At 64.7% G+C, this 19321-nt stretch carries 22 protein-coding genes; 12 read left to right on the top strand and 10 right to left on the bottom strand.

Annotated features, from left to right (window positions below; all coding sequences use genetic code 11):
• Positions 1-2 precede the first annotated feature (2 nt).
• Positions 3-1250 (bottom strand): diaminopimelate decarboxylase, encoded by a 1248-nt coding sequence (gene lysA, locus ACN8M7_RS04775; protein WP_061237323.1) that lies wholly within the window; start codon positions 1248-1250, stop codon positions 3-5.
• Positions 1251-1263: 13 nt separating this feature from the next.
• Positions 1264-1389 (bottom strand): LPS translocon maturation chaperone LptM, encoded by a 126-nt coding sequence (lptM, locus tag ACN8M7_RS04770; RefSeq protein WP_017361215.1) that lies wholly within the window; start codon positions 1387-1389, stop codon positions 1264-1266.
• A 170-nt stretch (positions 1390-1559) separates the two neighbouring features.
• Here lptM and ACN8M7_RS04765 point away from each other — a divergent pair, with 170 nt between their 5' ends.
• From ACN8M7_RS04765 to ACN8M7_RS04745, 5 genes are all read left to right on the top strand, one after another.
• The gene (locus ACN8M7_RS04765) at positions 1560-2597 is read left to right on the top strand and encodes an AraC family transcriptional regulator (protein WP_490259954.1); all 1038 of its coding nucleotides are present in this window, start codon (positions 1560-1562) and stop codon (positions 2595-2597) included.
• A gap of 70 nt (positions 2598-2667) precedes the next feature.
• Entirely contained in the window at positions 2668-3000 is a 333-nt protein-coding gene (gene cyaY / locus ACN8M7_RS04760; RefSeq protein WP_490259953.1) for an iron donor protein CyaY, read from the top strand.
• Positions 2990-3187, top strand: a complete 198-nt coding sequence (locus ACN8M7_RS04755; RefSeq protein WP_490259952.1) for a DUF1289 domain-containing protein — start codon at positions 2990-2992, stop codon at positions 3185-3187. The genes cyaY and ACN8M7_RS04755 overlap by 11 nt, the downstream gene beginning before the upstream one ends.
• Positions 3188-3304: 117 nt before the next feature.
• The gene (gene rnk, locus ACN8M7_RS04750; RefSeq protein WP_061237327.1) at positions 3305-3712 is read left to right on the top strand and encodes a nucleoside diphosphate kinase regulator; all 408 of its coding nucleotides are present in this window, start codon (positions 3305-3307) and stop codon (positions 3710-3712) included.
• 57 nt (positions 3713-3769) lie between these two features.
• Positions 3770-4570 carry a lipase family protein gene (locus ACN8M7_RS04745; RefSeq protein ID WP_061237328.1) on the top strand — a complete coding sequence of 267 codons (801 nt, stop codon included), beginning with the start codon at positions 3770-3772 and terminating at the stop codon, positions 4568-4570.
• Here the strand turns inward: ACN8M7_RS04745 and ACN8M7_RS04740 are convergent.
• From ACN8M7_RS04740 to argH, 8 genes are all read right to left on the bottom strand, one after another.
• Complete coding sequence (locus ACN8M7_RS04740) at positions 4567-7425, bottom strand: class I adenylate cyclase (RefSeq protein ID WP_490259951.1); 2859 nt, start codon at positions 7423-7425, stop codon at positions 4567-4569. The two genes, ACN8M7_RS04745 and ACN8M7_RS04740, sit on opposite strands and share 4 nt — an antisense overlap.
• Before the next feature lie 118 nt (positions 7426-7543).
• Positions 7544-7798, bottom strand: a complete 255-nt coding sequence (locus ACN8M7_RS04735) for a TIGR02647 family protein (RefSeq protein ID WP_061237330.1) — start codon at positions 7796-7798, stop codon at positions 7544-7546.
• On the bottom strand, positions 7795-8613 hold the full coding sequence (locus tag ACN8M7_RS04730) for a substrate-binding periplasmic protein (protein ID WP_490259950.1): 819 nt from the start codon (positions 8611-8613) through the stop codon (positions 7795-7797). The genes ACN8M7_RS04735 and ACN8M7_RS04730 overlap by 4 nt, the downstream gene beginning before the upstream one ends.
• A gap of 86 nt (positions 8614-8699) precedes the next feature.
• On the bottom strand, positions 8700-8975 hold the full coding sequence (locus ACN8M7_RS04725) for a hypothetical protein (protein ID WP_061237332.1): 276 nt from the start codon (positions 8973-8975) through the stop codon (positions 8700-8702).
• Positions 8976-9002: 27 nt separating this feature from the next.
• A complete protein-coding gene (locus ACN8M7_RS04720; RefSeq protein WP_490259949.1) occupies positions 9003-9755 on the bottom strand; it encodes an endo alpha-1,4 polygalactosaminidase in 753 nt (250 codons plus the stop codon).
• A 67-nt stretch (positions 9756-9822) separates the two neighbouring features.
• Positions 9823-10308 (bottom strand): GNAT family N-acetyltransferase, encoded by a 486-nt coding sequence (locus ACN8M7_RS04715; protein WP_490259948.1) that lies wholly within the window; start codon positions 10306-10308, stop codon positions 9823-9825.
• A gap of 19 nt (positions 10309-10327) precedes the next feature.
• On the bottom strand, positions 10328-10570 hold the full coding sequence (locus tag ACN8M7_RS04710; RefSeq protein ID WP_490259947.1) for a hypothetical protein: 243 nt from the start codon (positions 10568-10570) through the stop codon (positions 10328-10330).
• Between the two features lie 37 nt (positions 10571-10607).
• Positions 10608-12002, bottom strand: coding sequence for an argininosuccinate lyase (gene argH / locus ACN8M7_RS04705; protein WP_490259946.1), 1395 nt, complete (start codon positions 12000-12002; stop codon positions 10608-10610).
• A gap of 385 nt (positions 12003-12387) precedes the next feature.
• Here argH and ACN8M7_RS04700 point away from each other — a divergent pair, with 385 nt between their 5' ends.
• The 7 genes from ACN8M7_RS04700 to ACN8M7_RS04670 all read left to right on the top strand — a co-directional run bounded on the left by ACN8M7_RS04700 (position 12388) and on the right by ACN8M7_RS04670 (position 19085).
• A complete protein-coding gene (locus ACN8M7_RS04700) occupies positions 12388-13470 on the top strand; it encodes a sensor histidine kinase (RefSeq protein WP_061237336.1) in 1083 nt (360 codons plus the stop codon).
• Complete coding sequence (locus ACN8M7_RS04695) at positions 13467-14213, top strand: LytR/AlgR family response regulator transcription factor (RefSeq protein ID WP_013713492.1); 747 nt, start codon at positions 13467-13469, stop codon at positions 14211-14213. Before ACN8M7_RS04700 ends, ACN8M7_RS04695 begins: the two co-directional genes overlap by 4 nt.
• 133 nt (positions 14214-14346) lie before the next feature.
• Entirely contained in the window at positions 14347-15285 is a 939-nt protein-coding gene (gene hemC / locus ACN8M7_RS04690; protein WP_490259945.1) for a hydroxymethylbilane synthase, read from the top strand.
• Complete coding sequence (locus ACN8M7_RS04685; RefSeq protein WP_490259944.1) at positions 15282-16052, top strand: uroporphyrinogen-III synthase; 771 nt, start codon at positions 15282-15284, stop codon at positions 16050-16052. The genes hemC and ACN8M7_RS04685 overlap by 4 nt, the downstream gene beginning before the upstream one ends.
• Before the next feature lie 12 nt (positions 16053-16064).
• The gene (locus ACN8M7_RS04680; protein WP_490259943.1) at positions 16065-17198 is read left to right on the top strand and encodes a uroporphyrinogen-III C-methyltransferase; all 1134 of its coding nucleotides are present in this window, start codon (positions 16065-16067) and stop codon (positions 17196-17198) included.
• On the top strand, positions 17195-18442 hold the full coding sequence (locus ACN8M7_RS04675) for a heme biosynthesis HemY N-terminal domain-containing protein (RefSeq protein ID WP_490259942.1): 1248 nt from the start codon (positions 17195-17197) through the stop codon (positions 18440-18442). The genes ACN8M7_RS04680 and ACN8M7_RS04675 overlap by 4 nt, the downstream gene beginning before the upstream one ends.
• Positions 18443-18593: 151 nt before the next feature.
• A complete protein-coding gene (locus tag ACN8M7_RS04670; protein ID WP_061237341.1) occupies positions 18594-19085 on the top strand; it encodes a disulfide bond formation protein B in 492 nt (163 codons plus the stop codon).
• The last annotated feature ends 236 nt before the right edge of the window (positions 19086-19321 follow it).

Genomic DNA, 19321 nt, shown 5'->3' with positions numbered 1-19321 from the left:
CCTCAGGCCGGCAGCAGGCTTTCGCCAGCGTAGAGCTCTTGGACGGTCTCGCGACGACGCACTTCATACGCCTGCTCGCCATCGACCAGCACCTCGGCGGCGCGGCCGCGGGTGTTGTAGTTGGAGCTCATGACGAAGCCGTAGGCGCCGGCCGAACGCACGGCCAGCAGGTCGCCTTCTTCCAGCACCAGTTGACGATCCTTGGCGAGGAAGTCGCCGGTCTCGCAGATCGGTCCGACCAAGTCGTAGTTACGCGCTTCGCCTTGACGTGGCTGCACCGGCGACACGTCCATCCAGGCCTGGTAGAGGGCAGGACGGATCAGGTCGTTCATCGCCGCATCGATAACGGCGAAATCCTTGTGCTCGGTGTGCTTGAGGTATTCGACCTGGGTCAGCAACACGCCGGCATTGGCGACGATGAAACGGCCCGGCTCGAACACCAGCGACAGGTCACGACCGGCCAGGCGCTTGCGCACGGCGGCGATGTAGTCGCCGGCCAGCGGTGGCTGTTCGTCGCGGTATTGCACGCCGAGGCCGCCACCGAGGTCCAGGTGCTTGATGATGATGCCGCGCGCGGCCAGCTTGTCGACCAGCAGCAGCAGGCGATCCAGCGCATCGAGGAAGGGCTCGAGGGTGGTCAGCTGCGAACCGATATGGCAGTCGACGCCGATCACTTCCAGGTTCGGCAGTTCGGCAGCGCGGGCGTAAACCGCCTCGGCCTGCTCGATGTCGATGCCGAACTTGTTTTCCTTGAGACCGGTGGAAATGTACGGGTGAGTACCGGCGTCCACGTCCGGGTTGACGCGCAGCGAGACCGGCGCCTTGACGCCCAGTTCGGCGGCGACCTTCTGCAGGCGCTCCAGCTCGACGCTGGACTCGACGTTGAAGCAGTGCACGCCGACTTCCAGCGCGCGGCGCATGTCGTCGCGGCTCTTGCCGACGCCGGAGAAGACGATGCGCTGCGGTTCGCCGCCAGCGGCCAGGACGCGCTCCAGCTCACCGCTGGAAACGATGTCGAAACCGGCGCCGAGGCGTGCCAGAACGTTCAGTACGCCGATGTTGGAGTTGGCTTTGACCGCGAAGCAGACCAGGTGCGGCATGCCGGCCAGGGCATCGGCATAGGCGCGGTACTGGCCCTCGATGTGGGCGCGGGAATAAACGTAGGTGGGCGTGCCGAAGCGCTGAGCCAGCGCAGACAAGGCAACGCCTTCCGCGAACAGCTCGCCGTCGCGGTAGTTGAAGGCTTCCATGGGGCAGCTCCTGTCAGAGTTCGAAACGGTCTCGGCTGTTGCCGGCGTTGTCATCGCCCGGCAGGTACAGCGGGCCTTTCTGACCGCAGCCGGCCAGCAGGCAAACGGCGGCGAGGAGCGCGAGGGTCAGTCGCTTCATGGGACGGTCCTTGAAAATAAGCGTGAATTGCGCCGGAGTATACCGACCCCCTGCCACCTTGCCTATGCGCCAGGCGCCCGCCTGGCGGGGCGCTGGCTCGATCTGCGTCTGCGCATCGGAGGCATTCGTGCTGGCTTGGGTTAGCATGCGGCGAGTAACGAGGAGCCTCGATGGACAATCCCGCGATTCTGGCCGGTTCGGTCTCGGTGGCCTACCTGCAAGGTCTGATCGAACACCTGCAGCGCCAGGGGCTCGCCCCCGAGGCCTTGCTCGCCCACGCCCAGCTCGGCCCTGAAGTGCTGAGCCAGCGCGATCAGCGTGTCGCGGCGAGTGCTTACCTGACGCTGCTGGGCGAAGGCGTGCGCCTGACAGGTGATCAGTGCCTCGGGCTGCACCTGGGGGAGTCGGTACGGCCGGGTTATTACGGTGTGCTCGGTTACCTGATCATGAGTTGCGCAACCCTGGCCGATGCGCTGCATCGCCAGGCGCGCTATGCCTCGCTGGTCGGCAATCTGGGGCTGGTGGTGCTCGACGATGAGCCCGCGCGGCCTGGCTGCGAAGCGCTGGTAGCCCACAGCTGGCAGCCATTGCTGGCGCAGCAGCAGCGGCAACTGAGCGAGGAAACCCTGGCCGGCTGGGTCAGCTTCGGGCGTTGGATCAGCGGCTTGGACATTGCGCCGACCGAGGTGCGTTTCCAGCATTCGGCGCCGGCCGATACCTCGGAGCACGCGCGCATCTTTCGGTGTCCGGTGCTGTTCGATCAGCCCGACAATGCCCTGATCTTCCCCAAACGTCTGTTGGCGGTGCCGCTGAACCAGGCCGATGCACAGGTGCGCGGCATGCTCGATACCTATGCCGATCGCCTGCTGGCCGAACTCAACCGGGGCAACAGCGTGCTCGATCGCGCGCGCCTGGAACTGGCCCGTCAGTTGCCGGAGCAAGGGCCGGACCTGGAGGCCATCGCTGTGGCCCTGGCGCTGAGCCCGCGAACCTTGCAGCGACGTTTGCGTGAGGCAGGACTGTCGTTCAGCCAACTGGTCGACGAGACGCGTCAGCAGCTGGTGCTGCATTACCTGCGCGACCCGGCGCTGGAGCTGGCGGAAATCGCCTTTCTGGTTGGTTTCAGCGAGCCGGGTTCACTGGCGCGCGCATTTCGTCGCTGGACGGGAGCGAGTCCGGGCGAGTACCGTCGCCACCTTTGCGCCTAGGCCAGTTATTCTGGCCTGGCGTTCAACGCCAATTTTTTCTGCAGTTGCTGCAACTTGTGAGGACACCCCGATGAGCCTGAGCGAAGCCCGCTTTCACGACCTGGTCGATGCCACCCAGCAGGCGGTGGAGGACATCTTCGACGACAGCGGTCTGGACGTCGATCTGGAAAACAGCGCCGGTGTGCTCACGGTGCGCTTCGACAATGGCAGCCAGCTGATCTTCAGCCGTCAGGAGCCGATTCGTCAGCTGTGGCTGGCGGCGCGCTCCGGTGGTTTCCACTTCGATTACGACGAGGCCGATGGTCGCTGGATCTGTGACACCAGTGACGAGCAGTTGGGCGAGATGCTGGTGCGCATCACCTTCGAGCAGTGCGGCACCGAGCTGGAGTTCGATGAGCTCTGAGCCGGACGAGGCGCTGCAGGCCTCGCCATGCCGGCGCCAGTGCTGTCTGGACGAGCACGACCAGTGCCTCGGCTGTGGGCGTACCCTGCAGGAGATTCTCGACTGGGGTAAGGCTGACAATGCGCAGCGCCGCGTGATCTGCCAGGCGGCGCAGCAGCGTTTGCAGCACCGCCAGCAGGGCCGTTGACCGGGCGGTCTTGTTTATTTGTCCGGCTGTGTTAGGGTCGACAAGACATTCAGCTGAACCCCGCCTTCGGGCGGGGTTTTGCTTTTTATGGCTCAAGCGAGGAGATCGCCCGGCATCATGAACAGCACACCTACCATCACCATTACCCGCCTCGATCTGCAGCGCCTGGAGCGCCTGCTCGACAGCCTGGACGAGTTCGGCCCTGGCGCCGAGGCGCTGCAGGCCGAGCTGGATCGTGCCGAAGTGGTGGGGCATGACGAGGTGCCGGCAGGGGTGGTGACCATGAATTCGCGGGTGCACTGCCGCGAGGAAAGTAGCGGCAAGGACTATCACCTGACCCTGGTCTACCCGCAGGATGCCGGTGGTGAAGGCAAGGTCAGCATTCTCGCGCCAGTCGGCAGCGCCTTGCTCGGCCTGTCCGTCGGCCAGCACATCGACTGGTCTGCGCCGGGCGGCAAGCAGCTCAAGTTGACCCTGCTGGAAGTCGAATACCAGCCGGAAGCCGCAGGCGAATACGACCGCTGACGCCTTTCCCAGGCTGGGCTAGAGTGAGGCTTTCGCCAATGGCAAGGAGGCCCCGCCATGTCCAGTCTGCCGCTGTATTTCCCGCCGTCCTACCAACTGCCGCGCGCCTTGCTCTGCGCCGAGCTGCTGATGGCTGCCTACGACCAGTACGAACAATGGCTGGCGCAGCAGCGCCCGCGCGTGCCCGGGCACTTTCATTGGCAACAGCCTGAGCTGGAGGGCTGGCAGCTCTCCGCGCCAATCTGGAGTGTGCTCAGCGAGTGGTATGTGCTCAACGAGTCCGAGCCCTTTGGCTTCGCCGCCCGTGATCCGCAGGGCGATTGCTACCTGGTGTTTCGCGGCACCGAGTCGGTGCAGGACTGGCTCGATGACCTCGACCTGGACCAGCGCGACTACCCCTGGCAGGCCGAAGCCGGTCTGGTGCATGACGGCTTTCTGAAACTCTACACATCGCTGCGTGACCAGGCCCTGCTGGCACTGGACGACCTGCAGCCGCAGGCTCGGCTCTGGGTCTGTGGTCACAGTCTGGGCAGCGCCCTGAGCACGCTGGCGGTGCCCGATCTGTTGCAGCGCTGGCCTGCGCTGGCGCTGCAGCATTACAACTTTGCCAGCCCGCGTCTGGCTTCCCCGGCGTTCGCCAACTACTACAACGAACTGGCCGTGCCGACATACCGGCTGGTCAACGACAGCGACCTGGTGCCCGAGGTACCGCCGGCGGACAGCGATCGCTGGTTCTATCAGCACCTGGGCTTGCCAGTGACCTTCACTGCCAGCTACGGCGGTGTCGCCGCCAACCACAGCATGGGCGACTGCTACCTCTATGCGCTGAACAATCCGCAGGCGCCGATGAAGGGCTAGACCTGCTGCAGCGCTGCATTGAGCGCATCTTCCAGTTCGCTCTTGTAGCGCAGGTAGTGCACGGTCTGCGCCTGTTGGCCGGCCAGCACGGCAGACAGGTCGAGGTCGGTGATATAGCAGGGGTAGCGTTCACCGCCGGCTCGCTGGGCGAGGATGTGCTGAGCCACGGCCCGATACAGTTCGCGGCCGTACTCCAGTTCGGAGAATTCGCGATGGTTGCAGTACAGCGTGACGTGGCGCTGGCGACCGTCACCGGGTTCGACAATGGCCTGCACGTCGTAGAACGGGTGGCTGACCTGCGCCTCGGGCGGCGGCCGGCGCTCGAGGCGCTGGGCGCGCAAGGGGGCATCTGGCAGCAGCTGGTAGTAGAGGATTTCCAGTGGCGGCTCGTTGTCCTGACCATCGAGCGGCAGTATCGCGTTGCGCCTGTACAGCAACGATTGCAGGAAGCGCTGGATGGGTGTCAGCAGGCTCTGCTCGTCACGAAACGGCAGGCGCCGACGCCAGAGCGCGTTGTGTTCATCGAGCAGGGTCAGTTCGGCCTCGCCACTGGTTTCGTGCAGGCGATAGAACAGCTGAATGCACTGCGGCCGGCCCATGGGCAGGATCAGCGCCAGGTCGTCGCCATCGAGCGCATGGCGATCCAGATGCAGCGGGCTGTAGAGGCCCTGCTCGGCGCCAAGGTGCTCGAGCAGCGCCGGCATATCCCCAAGGACCGCGTGGCTGACCTGGCCGGGTGTCAGCTGCAGCACGTGGTAATGCTGGCGCACCTGCACCAGATAGCGTGACTGGCGCCCTTCGGCATAGGTGGCGAGCAGGTCTCGCAGCAGTTCGTCGACGCGCTCGGCAATCGGTTGCGCCCGGTTGCGGCAGTAGCAGCGCACCTGCACCTTGGGCTGCGGGCCGCCGACCGGCAGGCTGTTGAGCAGGTCGCGCAGGCAGTCGAGCAGGGCGTCGTGGCCGTCATAGCGGCTGACCTGCAGCTCGTTCCAGCTGTTGAGCACGACCTGATCCAGGGTCAGCACCAGGTTTTCTCGTACACCGGAATAGCCCAGCGCATCGGTGCGCCCGGAGGTCATGTGCACGTTCATCTGGCTGTGCTGCTTGAGCGGGTCGACCCCGACATTGACCAGCAGCAGCACCTGGCTGGGAATGCTGGCGCGCAGCAGGGCGGCCTCTGTGACGCTGGGCTGCGGCAAGGGGAAGCCTTGCTGCAGGCTGGCGATCAGGTTCAGCAGTTCGAAGTCGGTGAGGTCACTGCTGCCCGGGTGCAGCGACAGGCGCGTGCTGCTGTCGATCACGCCGTTGCGGTGGCACCAGGCGAGCAGCTCGATCAGTTCGCGCGAACGCTTGAGCGGGGCGAAATCGCTCCATTCCTGCGCGCCCAGGCTGCCATTGAACAGGGCCCACTGGTATTCGCTGGGCGCCTCGGGGCTGGGGTGCTGGACCAGGGTCAGGGTGTCTTCGGCCAGATCCGGGGCAATGCCGGGGTTGATGAACTCCACCTTGCCCGCCTTGCGTTCGAAGGCGGCGTACAGGCGGCGGCCCAGCACGTTGAGGTCACGGTTGTTCAGCGAACTGCCGGCCTCGGCGCTGCGGGCGAATTGGGAAAGAAAGCGATAGCTGTAGGTCAGCTCGTTGACCAGCACGCGGCGCTCGGCCGCGACCTGGCGCACCTTCCACTGGCTGCGGCTGTCGAGCACGTTGAGTTGCCGGGCCTGCCAGCCCCAGTCCGCCGTCAGACGCTCCAGCAGCAGGCGCTGCCAGCTCTTGCTGCGACCGCGTGTCGGCGGACGGCTGATCTTCTTGTTGACCTTTAGGTACAGGCAGCGGCGGATCAATTCGAGCCTTTCGTGGTCACCCCGCGCGCTCAGGTATTCCTCCAGGCGGCGGTAGACGACGATGTAGGGGTCGAGCTCGTCCAGATCCAGTCGGCCCTCGAACACCGCCTGCTTGAAACGCAGCGCCAGGCACTCGACCTTGGGATGTTCGCTGGCGTAGACCTCAGTGAGCAGCAGCTTGAGCGCGGATTTGTAGGGCGACTCGATTCCCTTGTACAGCTGCCACATGCCGGCGCCGATGAACTCTTCCGGTGGGATGCGCGCCAGGTTGCCGAGGTCGAGTACGTCCTCGGCGCGCACGAAGCGCTTGCTCAGCAGGGTGCGGCAGTAGTCGTGGTAGCGCGCCTCCTCGTATACCGGTACCAGCCACCAGATCGGCGTGCGGCCGCCAAGCCAGATGGCGGTGCGGTAGAACTCGTCGAGCAACAGATAGTGCTGGGTGGTGCCGCAGTCGTCCGAGGTCAGCTGCGCCTCGCGTGCGCCTTTAGTGAAGCGCTGCGGGTCGACCAGAAAGACATGCACCTCGGCGCCCTGGGTGGCGGCCCAGCTTTCCAGCTGGTCGCACTTCTTGCGCAGGTCTCGCAGTTCCTGCGCAGTGAAATTGGGTGAGTGGCACAGCCACAGGTCCATATCGCTCTGTTCGGCCTGCGCCACGGTGCCCAGGCTGCCCATCAGGAACAGGCCATGCAGGGGCGCGGCGCCCTGACCACGGCGTGGCTTGTAGACGAAGGAGCGGGTCAGGCGCTGGACTTCGGCGAGGCTGGCATCGTCCGGCTCGAAGCCGCTGAGGCCGGCCGGGGTGCTGGCCGAGACGTAGCCGGGCAACAGCGGGTGGTTGACATGCAGCAGCAGCGGCAACAGCTTGAGGACCAGCTGCTGGCGCGTGGACAGCGCCTCCATGGCCCGCTGCAGGCGACCCTGATTGATCTGCAGGAAACGGGCACGCAGCTGCACCAGCACCTTGCGGTCGATGCCGTCATCGATATCGGGGCGTATTTCCAGGGTGCGCGTCATGCTCGAACTCAACTGCGAATGCTGCAAGCCTATCAGCGGCGTGCTCGCCAGTGCAGTGCCTTGACGCTATATCGCCCGCCGCGCCTATCCCTTAAGGACGGCCGGCGGGCGACTGAGATTAAGCGGGGGTGGGCTGGCGAGCCGAGAGGATGGTCAGCAGCGCTTGCGCGTGCTCGGCCGCATCGATGCCCAGGCTGGTCAGGTAACCGCCATCAGCCTGGCTCACCAGGCCTTTTTCGTGGAGGCGAGTAATGGCGCCCTGTGCCTTGAATGAAGCGTTGTTATGCACCTTCAGCCCTTCCTGATGATTGTCCAGGTTGTACAGGGCGAGGATTTCCAGCTCGTCGATCAGGTCAGCGGTGAATGACTTCATGGTGACTCCATCTTGTTGTTGTGGCGCTCTTGCAGTGTAGAGCCATGCGCAGGGCTCTGCCCATCGGTGAGTTGCCAGTTGGCGAGAATTCTTTGGTAGGTACCGTTTTGCCGGATCTGCCGCATGCCCGCGTCGAAGTCGCGCAGCAGGGCCTCGGCCTGTGGGTGGTGGCGGGAGAAGGTCAGGTAGAGCTGCGGGCGATGCACCCTGGCCACGGCTTTGAACTGGCCGGCCAGCTTGGGATTGTCGCGCAGCAGCGCCTCGGTGGTGCCGCGAAAGGCGATGACGTAGTCCACGCGGTCACGCTGCAGCATGAGAAAGCCATTGATATCGCGCCGCACCGGGATGCGCTGGATATCCGCATAGCCGTCGAAGTATTCGCCATAGGTATAACCGATGGTGACCGCCACGCGTTTGCCGCGAATGCTGTCCAGGTCATCGATCGCGTCCGCGCCTGTGCGCCCCCAGAGCAGGATGTCGTCGCTGAACAGGACCTCCTGCGGCAGCAGAAACGCTGCGCGGATCTTCGTATCGGGCGTGGTATTGAAGCAGCCCGCCAGAGTGCCAGAGCGCGTTAGCTCCATGCAGCGTGAGTAGGGGTAGGGCGCCAGCTCTACGGATGCGCCGCTGGCGCTGAAGGCGGCGCGGACGATATCGGCCGACATGCCCTCGATGCGGCCATTGCGCCAGGCCGTGTAGGGGTACCAGGCGTCCTCGGCACCGATACGCGGCGTGTCCGCTTGCGCACTGCCAACTGCGCACAGCCAGAGGGCGCAGACCAGCACAGCGATGAGTCTAGGCAGCGTACAGGCCATCGAAGGCGGTACCTTCTGGGTCGGGGTTGGCTGTGACAGTAGCAATCTGCCTGCCAATCCGACCAGTGGCCTGGGTCAATCCACCTTCAGTTTTCTTCCGGCAGCTCCGGCAGGGCACGCAGGGCCTGTTCATACCAGGCGCCGTCGAAGGGGCGATCATCACGCAGCATGGCGTCGACTTCATGGGCGAGTACCAGGGCCATGAGCTCGAGAATCTCCTCGCGCTCGTAGCCCACCAGCGTCAGCTTGTTGTACACCGCCTGGGCGGCAGCGGGTTCACCGCTCTGCAATTGGTTCTCGATGGCCTGGACCAGAGTGGCCTCGGCGAAGGCCTCGTCTTCGTGTTCGCTGTTGTCGCTCATGGTGCCTCTCGGTGTGGGTTGGCAGATTCAGTCGCAGGGGATGCCGACGGTCTTGAGGCTGCGCTTGAAGTACTGCAGGCGGAAGCCTGAAGCCGCGGCCTGCTTGCAAAGTTTGTCGCTGAAGGTGCGATATTCGGCGATGAAGATGGCTTTGCCCTGGCTGCGCATGTGGTCGTAGCCGTCGCACTCCTTGTAGCGGTAGCAGCTTTCGTTGATGGCGAAGTCGAAATGCTCGCCGAGCGCAGGGAGCAGTTCCACGGCATTCTTCAGTCCGACATTCAGGTTGCGGCTGCGCGCCTGTTCGGCCAGCCAGCGATTGAAGTCGATCTGCTGCTCCGGGGTCAGGTCGAGGCCGTTGTCGTTGCTGTAGCCATCCACGTTGTCCGGGTCGACGCCGTCGCAGCCCTTGGCGACGGCCAGGTCCAGGCGGTTGGCGAGCAACTGGCGTACGTCGTCGCGGCGATAGTCCAGCCAGCGTTCGCCCGGCCAGTCCGCCAGCTCCTTGCCCAAGGCTTCCTGCGGATAGCTGGCGGCATCGCTGCGCCAGTCTTCCCAGGTGCCGGCGCTGAAATAGCAGATCACGATGCGGCCGCCGCCCTTGAGCGCGGTGATGGTTTGCGTCGGTGTGTCGTACAGGTCGATGTCGTAGACCTGTCGATTGGGCGTCTGCAACTTGCCGTCGAGCTGCATGTGCCAGGAGGCATTGGCTGGAATGGGGATAGGGCTCGCCGGGGCTAGTGCAGGGGCGAGGATGCTGATCAGGGCGATAAGGGTACGCATGATGTTCTGCACTCCGTGGCGGAAACTGTAATCACCATAGGCCAGGGGTAGGCCCACAGCCAGCGGGTTACTGTGAACTGGCCGCGAAATCCAGCAGCGCCTGACCGGTCAGGCGATAGGTGGTCCATTCGCTCTGCGGACGGGCGCCGAAGGATTCGTAGAACTCGATGGCCGGGGTGTTCCAGTCCAGCACCGACCATTCGAAACGACCGCAGCCGCGCGCCACGGCCAGTTGCGCAAGTTGGCGCAGCAGGGCCTTGCCGGCGCCCAGGCCACGGGCCTCGGGGCTGACGTAGAGGTCTTCGAGGTACAGACCGTGCTTGCCCAGCCAGGTGGAGTAGTTGAAGAAGTACACCGCATAGCCGATGGCCTGGCCATCGCGCTCGCAGATCAGGCCATGAGCGCTGCTGTCCTCGGCGAACAGGCTGTCACGGATGCCGGCGGCATCGGTCTTCACCTCGTGCTCGGCCTTCTCATAGATGGCCAGTTCGGTGATCAAGCGCAGGATCAGCTCGGCGTCGTCAGGGGTGGCGGGGCGGATGGTGAGGGGCATGTGATCGCTCATCGAGGTGTCAGCTATATGTGATGGTCAGCCAGGCGAGCGGCAAGCCCACCAGGCAGAAGAAACCGAATGCAGCGACCCAGGCCGCGCGCGAACCCAGCGGATCGTCCACGCGCAATGGCAGGTTCGGGTAGCGCCCCAGCGTCAGCAGGCGCAGGGCCAGCCAGCCGGTGATGTACAGGACGTAGCCGACGACCACCTCGAGTACGATTGCGGCGAGTAGCGCCAAGCCACGCAATAACAATTCGGCCATGGGAATTCCTTTTCCCTGATGATTTCTTTGGCGTCGCTCAGCGAGCGGCCAGCAGTTCGCGGCCTCGTACCACCGCAGCGCGCACCTGATTCGGTGCGGTACCGCCGATATGGTCGCGAGCGTTGACCGAGCCTTCCAGGGTCAGTACGGCGAACACGTCCTGCTCGATCTGATCGCTGAACTGGCGCAGCTCGTCCAGGCTCATCTCGGCCAGGTCCTTGCCGCTGTCGACGCCGTATTTCACCGCGTGGCCGACGATCTCGTGGCAGTCGCGGAACGGCAGGCCCTTGCGCACCAGGTAGTCGGCCAGGTCGGTGGCGGTGGAGAAGCCTCGCAGGGCCGCCTCGCGCATGATCTCGCGCTTGGGCTTGATCGCCGGGACCATGTCGGCGAAGGCGCGCAGGCTGTCGCGCAGGGTGTCGGCGGCGTCGAACAGCGGCTCCTTGTCTTCCTGGTTGTCCTTGTTGTAGGCCAGCGGCTGGCCCTTCATCAGGGTCAGCAGGCCGGTCAGGGCGCCGAATACGCGGCCGGTCTTGCCGCGTACCAGCTCGGGTACGTCGGGGTTCTTCTTCTGCGGCATGATCGAGCTGCCGGTGCAGAAACGATCCGGCAGGTCGATGAACTGGAACTGCGCGGATGTCCACAGCACCAGCTCTTCGGAGAAGCGCGACAGGTGCATCATCGCCAGCGAGGCGGCGGCGCAGAATTCGATGGCGAAGTCGCGATCCGACACGCCGTCCAGCGAGTTGCCGCCCACGGCATCGAAGCCCAGCAGTTCGGCGGTGATTTCACGGGCGATCGGGTAGGTGGTGCCGGCCAGTGCGGCCGAGCCCAGCGGCATGCGGTTGGTGCGCTTGCGGCAGTCGAGCAGGCGCTCGTGATCGCGCGACAGCATCTCGAACCAGGCCAGCAGATGGTGGCCGAAGGTCACCGGCTGCGCGGTCTGCAGGTGGGTGAAGCCGGGCATGATGGTGTCCGCCTCGGCTTCGGCCAGGCCGAGCAGGCCCTGCTGCAGGCGGGTGATCTCGGCGAGGATCAGGTCGATTTCGTCACGCAGCCACAGGCGGATGTCGGTGGCCACCTGATCGTTGCGCGAGCGGCCGGTGTGCAGTTTCTTGCCGGTGACGCCGATGCGGTCGGTCAGGCGCGCCTCGATGTTCATGTGCACGTCTTCCAGATCGACGCGCCAGTCGAACTGACCGGCTTCGATCTCGGCCTGAATCTGTTTCAGACCGTCGATGATCGCGTCACGCTCGGCGTCGGTGAGCACGCCGACCTTGGCCAGCATGCTGGCGTGGGCGATGGAGCCCATGATGTCGTGACGATAGAGGCGCTTGTCGAATTCGACCGAGGCGGTGAAACGGGCGACGAAGGCGTCGACGGGCTCGCTGAAGCGGCCGCCCCAGGATTGGTTGGTTTTTTCGCTGCTCATGATTTGGGCTCGGGATCGGGCAGGCCACTTTCTCGAACCGTGTGAAAACTGCTGCGCTCGGCCATGCGGCGTTAAAACAGGCTCGGAATGCTCATTTACCACTTGGAGAGTCGAGCGCGACTCCGAGCGTTCTTCGCCTGTTTTTGCCTGGCCTTCGCTCGCGACGTTTTCACACGGCCTGTTCGGCGGCCGGCATGGCGGACAAAGTGCGTCGATAATAACAGGGTCGGCAGGCGTTTCGCCGCGCCGCGTTTGCCGTCGGGCAGGGCACGGTGGTGTCGGCTACTTCACAAATCTATCGCGAAGGTGGCATTTCGGTGCTTTATTTTGTCCGGCTGGAGCTGTCTGGCTTGCCGGCCAGCAGGGCGACACGGAAACTGCGTCGATGCACACACAATCCTTTGCCAAGAACAAACCCAAGGCCACGGTCGACGACTTCTTCGTCCCTGAGCTGTGCCAGCCCGAAGCCCTGCTGAGCATGGTGCTGATGGCCGAGCTGCTGGTATTGGTGCTGGTCCTCGCCGAGCCCATGACGCCGGGTTTCGACTGGGTGCGCCTGGCCCTGACCTCGTTGTTCGTGCAGTGGATCGTGCTGCTGTCGGCTGCCGTGCTCTGTCGCCTGCGACCTGTGCTGGCGCGTTTGCGCCCGGCGTTGGCCGGCTGTCTATGCTCTGCGCTGGTGGTACTGCTGACCCTGAGTTGTACGGCCGTGGCCGACTACTATGACCTCGGTGGGCCGCTGCCGCGCAGTGGTGAGGTGAATCTTTATCTGCGTCATGCTCTGATCAGCCTGATCATGTCCGCACTGCTGCTACGCTATTTCTATCTGCAGAGCCAATGGCGTCGGCAGGAGCAGGCCGAGCTGCGAGCGCGCATCGAATCGTTGCAGGCGCGGATTCGGCCGCATTTCCTGTTCAACAGCCTCAACAGCATCGCCAGTCTGGTCACGCTCGATCCGTACAAGGCTGAGCAGGCGGTGTTGGATCTGTCCGATCTGTTTCGCGCCAGCCTGGCCAAACCTGGCACGTTGGTGCCGTGGAAGGAGGAACTGGAACTGGCGAAACGATATCTGTCGATCGAGCACTATCGGCTCGGCGAGCGACTACAGTTGCAGTGGGAGGTCGAAGGTGTGCCGGAGGATCTACCGATTCCCCAGCTGACCTTGCAGCCTCTGTTGGAGAATGCGCTGATCTATGGCATCGCGCCACGTATCGAAGGTGGCCTGGTGCGGGTCGAAGCGGATTACCAGGATGGTGTGTTCAGCTTGTGTGTCAGCAATCCGTATGAAGAGCGGGGCGAGCAGCACCCGTCGCGGGGAACGCACCAAGCGCTGAGTAATATCGATGCGCGCCTGGCGGCACTTTTTGGGCCGCGCGCGAGTCTCAGCGTGGAGCGCCGTGACGGCCGTCATTACAGCTGTCTACGCTATCCTTGTGCGAGACTCACGCAGGAAGCCAGAGCAATATGAATGTCCTGATCGTCGATGACGAACCCCTCGCCCGCGAGCGCCTGAGCCGCATGGTCGGTGAGCTCGAGGGTTACCGGGTCCTGGAGCCCGCCGCCAGCAATGGCGAGGAAGCTCTGACCCTGATCGATAGCCTCAAGCCGGACGTGGTCCTGCTTGATATCCGCATGCCCGGGCTTGATGGCCTGCAGGTCGCTGCCAAACTGTGCGAGCGTGAAGCGCCGCCAGCGGTGATCTTTTGCACGGCCCACGACGAGTTCGCCCTGGAAGCTTTCCAGGTCAGTGCGGTGGGCTACCTGGTCAAACCGGTGCGCCCCGAAAGCCTCAGTGAGGCGCTGAAGAAGGCCGAGCGACCCAACCGTGTACAGCTGGCGGCACTGACCCGGCCTGCGGCTGAAACCGGCGGCGGCCCGCGTACCCATATCAGTGCGCGTACCCGCAAGGGGATCGAGCTGATTCCGCTGGATCATGTGGTCTATTTCATTGCCGACCACAAGTACGTCACCCTGCGCCACGAGGGCGGTGAAGTCCTGTTGGACGAGCCGCTCAAGGCGCTGGAAGACGAATTCGGTGACCGCTTCGTGCGCATCCATCGCAATGCGCTGGTCGCGCGTGAGCGCATCGAGCGCCTGCAGCGCACGCCGCTCGGGCATTTTCAACTGTTCCTCAAGGGGCTGGAAGGCGATTCGCTGGTGGTCAGTCGGCGTCACGTGGCCGGTGTGCGCAAGTTGATGCAGTCACTCTGACGCCCTGTCCTGCGCGCCAGGGCGTCATCCTCTTCGCAGTGACCGACACACCTGCGGCCTATGGCCGCCTCGTTCCGCCGGCGCCGGGCGAGCCTGTTATGATTCGCGGCAATCCGTTTTCTGGAATTGCCCCATGTCCCGCGAAATCCGCATCGCCACCCGTAAGAGCGCCCTGGCCCTGTGGCAGGCCGAATATGTCAAAGCCCGCCTGGAACAGGCCCACCCTGGTCTGAAGGTCAGCCTGGTGCCCATGGTCAGCCGCGGCGACAAGCTGCTCGACGCACCACTGGCGAAGATTGGCGGCAAGGGTTTGTTCGTCAAGGAGCTGGAGACCGCACTGCTGGAAAACGAGGCCGACATTGCCGTGCACTCGATGAAGGACGTGCCGATGGACTTTCCCGAAGGGCTCGGTCTGTACTGCATCTGCGAGCGTGAAGACCCGCGCGACGCTTTCGTCTCCAACACCTACGACAGCCTCGATGCACTGCCCGCTGGCAGCGTGGTCGGGACTTCCAGCCTGCGCCGTCAGGCCCAGTTGCTGGCGCGCCGGCCGGACCTGAAGATCCAGTTCCTGCGGGGCAACGTGAATACCCGTCTGGCCAAGCTCGATGCTGGCGAGTACGACGCCATCATCCTCGCCGCTGCCGGCCTGATTCGTCTGGGCTTCGAGGATCGCATCCGCAGCTCGATCAGCGCCGAAGATAGCCTGCCGGCTGGCGGCCAGGGCGCGGTGGGCATCGAGTGCCGCAGCGCCGACAGCGACGTACACGCCTTGCTGGCGCCGTTGCATCATGGTGAGACCGCGTTGCGCGTCACTGCCGAACGCGCACTGAACAAGCATCTCAACGGTGGCTGCCAGGTGCCCATCGCCTGTTACGCGCTGCTGGAAAATGACCAGCTGTGGCTGCGTGGCCTGGTCGGCCAGCCCGACGGAGGCCTGCTGCTGCGTGCCGAAGAGCGCGCTGCCAGCAGTGATGCCGAAGCCCTGGGTGTGCGTGTCGCCGAGGCGCTGCTGGCGCAGGGGGCTGACGCCATTCTCAAGGCCGTTTACGGTGAGGCCGGTCACCTTTGAGCAACTGGCGCCTGCTGCTGACCCGTCCTGCCGAGGATTGTGCGGTGCTGGCGCAGACCCTGGGTGTCCGGGGCGTCGTCAGTCACTGCATGCCTTTGCTGGCCATCGAAGCGCTGGATGAAACGCCCGAACAGCCTAGCGCCTTCGCCGAGCTGCAGCGCTACTGTGCGGTGATCGTGGTGAGCAAGCCGGCGGCTCGGATTGGCCTGCGGCTCTTGAGGCAATCTGCGGCGCCGACAGCCGATCTGCCCTGGTTCAGCGTGGGGGCCGCCACCGCCGCCGTGCTCGCCGAGCACGGCCTGCGTGTATATTTCCCTGATTCGGGCGATGACAGTGAAGCGCTGCTCGCCCTGCCCGCGCTACATCGCGCCATTGCAGCGGCATCCGCACCGCGCGTTCTGATCCTGCGTGGCGAGGGTGGCCGAGAATTCCTTGCAGAACGCTTGCGCGGCCAAGGTGTGACGGTCGACTATCTGCCACTGTATCGCCGCATACTGCCGCAGTATGCGGCGGGCGAGCTGAACCGGCGGGTGCTAGCGGAACGCCTGAATGGCCTGGTTGTCAGCAGTGGACAGGGTTTCGAACATCTGCTGCAGCTTGCCGGCGATGACTGGCCGGCGTTGGCTCGGCTACCCTTGTTCGTACCCAGCCCGCGCGTCGCCGAGCAGGCGCGCAATGCGGGTGCGGAGATCGTTGTGGACTGTCGTGGCGCCAGTGCCGCGGCCTTGCAGGCAGCCTTGGAGCAGTTTCCGGCTGCCGCCCTCTAAAAGGACGGATACGTGAGCGAAGCATCCACCCCGAACACGCCAGAAGAAAAACCGGCCAGCGAAGCCGTGAAACCCACCCCTACACCGCCACCGGCGAAGGCATCGCGCAGTGGTGCTGGTAGCGGCCTTGCCGCATTCGCGCTGCTGGTTGGCCTGGCGGGAGCCGGGGCAGGCGGTTGGAGCCTCTGGCAACTGCATGCGATGCAGAGCCGCGATCAGCAGCAGGCCGACGACCTGCAACGCACCCGTGACGCCAGCGCCAAGCAGGTGACGGACTTGTCCCGGCAGGTCGATAGCCGTCTCGCCGAGTTGCCCAGTGCCAGCGAACTGGACGAGCGTCGTCGCCTGCTGGCCAACCTGCAGAGCGATCAGCAGCGCCTGAGCCAGCGACTGGAGTCGGTGCTCGATGGCAGCCGCCAGGACTGGCGCCTGGACGAGGCCCAGCACCTGCTGCGTCTTGCGATTCTGCGCCTGTCCGCCCTGCAGGATGTGGCCAGCGCCGAGGCGCTGGTATCTGCGGCTGACGACATCCTTCGCGATCAGGACGACCCCGCCGCCTTCGCCGCCCGCGAGCAGCTGAGCCGCAGCCTGGAAGCGCTGCGCACCACGGCGCGGCCGGATCGCGTCGGTCTGTTCCTGCAGTTGGGCGCCCTGCGTGAGCAGGCCGCGACGCTCAACCCCCTGGCACCGACTCTCGAGGGGCAGGGTGACGTACTCTCCGAACTGGCAGCCGAAGGCGATGGCAATGTCTGGTGGCGCGAGTGGCTGAAGAAGCTTTCCGACTACTTCCGCATAGAATTCGACGCAGATCGCAATGTGCGTCCGCTGCTATCCGGGCAAAGTCTGTCGCAGGTTCGCCTGAGCCTGTCGCTGGCGCTGGAACAGGCACAGTGGGCTGCGCTGCATGGCCAGACCGGCGTCTACCAGCAGTCGTTGAAGCAGGCCGAGGAAATCCTCGACGCCCACTTCAATCTGGACAACCCCGACAGCCGTGCCCTGCGCCAGCGCTTCGCTGAGTTGGCCGACGCCAGCGTCGAGGTCAAGGTGCCGGATCTGAGCGAGTCGCTCGATGCGCTGCAGGCCTATCTGCAACGCAAGCACGCGCAACGTCGGCAGGGGGCCGCTGCGGCCGGGGAGGCGCAATGAAACGCCTGATCTGGCTCCTGCTGTTTCTGGCCGTCGCCGCCGGGCTGTATCTGCTCGGCCTGGCCATCGAGGCTGACCGCGGTTATGTACTGTTCGCCTACAAGGGTTTCCGTTACCAGTCCGGCCTGTGGGCGTTCCTTGGTCTGCTGGTGGTCGTCGTGGTGCTGTACTACCTGATCAAGTGGACGCTGCGTCTGTTGCTCAGCTCGACGCGCCTGGCCAATCCCTGGTCGCGTCTGCATCGCAATCGTCGCGCTCGCCTGGCCTCCGAGCAGGGCATGCAGGATCTGGCCGAAGGCCGCTGGGCGCGTGCGCAGCGCCAACTGACCCGGGCTGCCGAAGCCGATGACCGGCCGTTGATGTATTACCTGGGTGCCGCGCGGGCCGCCGGCAAACTTGGCCAGCACGAGCAGAGCGACGCGCTGCTTGAGCGCGCATTGAACAAGCAGCCCCAGGCCGAACTGGCGATTGCCCTGACCCACGCCGAGCTGCAACGCAATCGTGGCGACAGCGAGGCGGCGCTGGAAACCCTGCAGGCCATGCGCGAGCGCCACCCGGGGCACCACCTGGTGCTGCGTCAGCTCCAGCGACTGTACCTGCAGCGGCACGACTGGTCGGCGCTACTCGGGCTGCTGCCTGAGCTGCGCAAGGAGAAGGCGCTGCCAGCCGCTGAACTCGACGAGCTGGAGCGCGAGACCTGGCGCGGTCGCCTGGCGGACGCCGGACAGGCAGGCCAGGGCAACGCGGAAACCGCTCTGCAGCCGCTGACACAGGCCTGGCAGCAGTTGTCCGCGCCGCTGCGCCAGGAGCCGGAACTGATCGCCACCTATGTCGAGCAGTTGCGTCGTCTCGGTGCGCAGGAAGAAGCCGAAGAGGTTCTGCGCAGTGCGCTCAAGCGGGGCTACGACAGCCGTCTGGCACGCTTCTACGGCGTGCTGCGGGGTGCCGATCCGGCCCGTCAGCTGCAAATCGCCGAGCTTTGGCTCAAGGAGCACCCGCAGGACCCGGCCCTGCTGCTCACGCTCGGTCGCCTCTGCCTGCAGAACCAGCTGTGGGGCAAGGCGCGTGACTACTTCGAGACCAGTCTGAAGCTCGAACGCCACCCGGAAACCTGTGCCGAGCTGGCGCGCCTGCTGGCGCAGCTGGGCGAGCTCGAGCGTAGCAATCAACTGCTGCTGGAAAGCCTCGGGCTGCTGCATCAGGGCCTGCCGCCGTTGCCGCAGCCGCAGGCTGTGAGCGCCTGAACGATTGCGGCAGATTGCCGCGGTCGGCCCCGCGTGCGGACAGGGGGGCGTTCCCGCATGATGAACTGTCAGCTTTGAGCACGAGGGCGCCTTGAAAGGCGCCCTCGCTTTCCTCTACCGTACTGCCCTCGATTTCCTTCCCGGAGCCACCATGCACTTGGCCAGTCCGCGTCCCCTGTTTTTCCTGGCATTCATCGGCTGCGTACTGCTGATGGCGGCTGCGCTTTACCTGGAACACGTCGTAGGGCTTGAGCCCTGTCCGATGTGCGTGCTGCAACGTATCTGTGTGGTTCTCTTCGGGGTGGTCTGCCTGATTGCCGCGATTCACGGCCCGGGCCGCGTGGGCCGCCGCGTCTACGCCGTGCTGGCGCTGCTGTTCGCGGGAGCCGGTGCCGCTACCGCCGGCCGCCAGATCTGGTTGCAGAGCGTACCGGCCGATCAACTCGAAGCCTGCTTGCCGAGCCTGGAGTTCATGATGGAAGCCCTGCCGATGCAGGACATCGTGCGCCTGGTCTTCCAGGGCAGTGCTGATTGCGCCGAGGTGAAGTGGACACTGTTCGGCATGAGCATCCCCGAGTGGAGCCTGCTGGGCTTCATCGGCATGCTCGGGTTTTGCCTGTTCCAGCTTCTGCGCCGCGATTGAGAATGCGAATTGCACGAGGCTGCGCCGGTCGTGGCTTCGGGATCAAACGCTCGTATGAAGTTTTCTCGCGACCATGCCTTGATGGTGGGTGCCCACGAGCATAATCTGGCTCGCAAGCACCATCGGAAAACGCCATTTTTTTGGTTGTTTCTTCAGGTTTGGGTGTCGACTGACAAAAAGTCGTCGGAAAAAGGTTGCCAATGTCGCGCTGCGACGGCCCAAAGGATGGCTACCAA

This window comes from Pseudomonas spartinae, from assembly GCF_965197125.1.
Taxonomy (GTDB): Bacteria; Pseudomonadota; Gammaproteobacteria; order Pseudomonadales; family Pseudomonadaceae; genus Aquipseudomonas; species Aquipseudomonas composti_A.
The sequence above is the reverse complement of the archived record's forward strand: the minus strand, read 5'-3'. Positions and strand labels throughout refer to the sequence as shown.

Excerpts from the sequence above, each read along its gene's own strand:
- lysA (WP_061237323.1), bottom strand. The coding sequence starts at position 1,250 with ATGGAAGCCTTCAACTACCGCGACGGCGAGCTGTTCGCGGAAGGCGTT.
- lptM (WP_017361215.1), bottom strand. The coding sequence starts at position 1,389 with ATGAAGCGACTGACCCTCGCGCTCCTCGCCGCCGTTTGCCTGCTGGCC.
- ACN8M7_RS04765 (WP_490259954.1), top strand. The coding sequence starts at position 1,560 with ATGGACAATCCCGCGATTCTGGCCGGTTCGGTCTCGGTGGCCTACCTG.
- cyaY (WP_490259953.1), top strand. The coding sequence starts at position 2,668 with ATGAGCCTGAGCGAAGCCCGCTTTCACGACCTGGTCGATGCCACCCAG.
- ACN8M7_RS04755 (WP_490259952.1), top strand. The coding sequence starts at position 2,990 with ATGAGCTCTGAGCCGGACGAGGCGCTGCAGGCCTCGCCATGCCGGCGC.
- rnk (WP_061237327.1), top strand. The coding sequence starts at position 3,305 with ATGAACAGCACACCTACCATCACCATTACCCGCCTCGATCTGCAGCGC.
- ACN8M7_RS04745 (WP_061237328.1), top strand. The coding sequence starts at position 3,770 with ATGTCCAGTCTGCCGCTGTATTTCCCGCCGTCCTACCAACTGCCGCGC.
- ACN8M7_RS04740 (WP_490259951.1), bottom strand. The coding sequence starts at position 7,425 with ATGACGCGCACCCTGGAAATACGCCCCGATATCGATGACGGCATCGAC.
- ACN8M7_RS04735 (WP_061237330.1), bottom strand. The coding sequence starts at position 7,798 with ATGAAGTCATTCACCGCTGACCTGATCGACGAGCTGGAAATCCTCGCC.
- ACN8M7_RS04730 (WP_490259950.1), bottom strand. The coding sequence starts at position 8,613 with ATGGCCTGTACGCTGCCTAGACTCATCGCTGTGCTGGTCTGCGCCCTC.
- ACN8M7_RS04725 (WP_061237332.1), bottom strand. The coding sequence starts at position 8,975 with ATGAGCGACAACAGCGAACACGAAGACGAGGCCTTCGCCGAGGCCACT.
- ACN8M7_RS04720 (WP_490259949.1), bottom strand. The coding sequence starts at position 9,755 with ATGCGTACCCTTATCGCCCTGATCAGCATCCTCGCCCCTGCACTAGCC.
- ACN8M7_RS04715 (WP_490259948.1), bottom strand. The coding sequence starts at position 10,308 with ATGCCCCTCACCATCCGCCCCGCCACCCCTGACGACGCCGAGCTGATC.
- ACN8M7_RS04710 (WP_490259947.1), bottom strand. The coding sequence starts at position 10,570 with ATGGCCGAATTGTTATTGCGTGGCTTGGCGCTACTCGCCGCAATCGTA.
- argH (WP_490259946.1), bottom strand. The coding sequence starts at position 12,002 with ATGAGCAGCGAAAAAACCAACCAATCCTGGGGCGGCCGCTTCAGCGAG.
- ACN8M7_RS04700 (WP_061237336.1), top strand. The coding sequence starts at position 12,388 with ATGCACACACAATCCTTTGCCAAGAACAAACCCAAGGCCACGGTCGAC.
- ACN8M7_RS04695 (WP_013713492.1), top strand. The coding sequence starts at position 13,467 with ATGAATGTCCTGATCGTCGATGACGAACCCCTCGCCCGCGAGCGCCTG.
- hemC (WP_490259945.1), top strand. The coding sequence starts at position 14,347 with ATGTCCCGCGAAATCCGCATCGCCACCCGTAAGAGCGCCCTGGCCCTG.
- ACN8M7_RS04675 (WP_490259942.1), top strand. The coding sequence starts at position 17,195 with ATGAAACGCCTGATCTGGCTCCTGCTGTTTCTGGCCGTCGCCGCCGGG.
- ACN8M7_RS04670 (WP_061237341.1), top strand. The coding sequence starts at position 18,594 with ATGCACTTGGCCAGTCCGCGTCCCCTGTTTTTCCTGGCATTCATCGGC.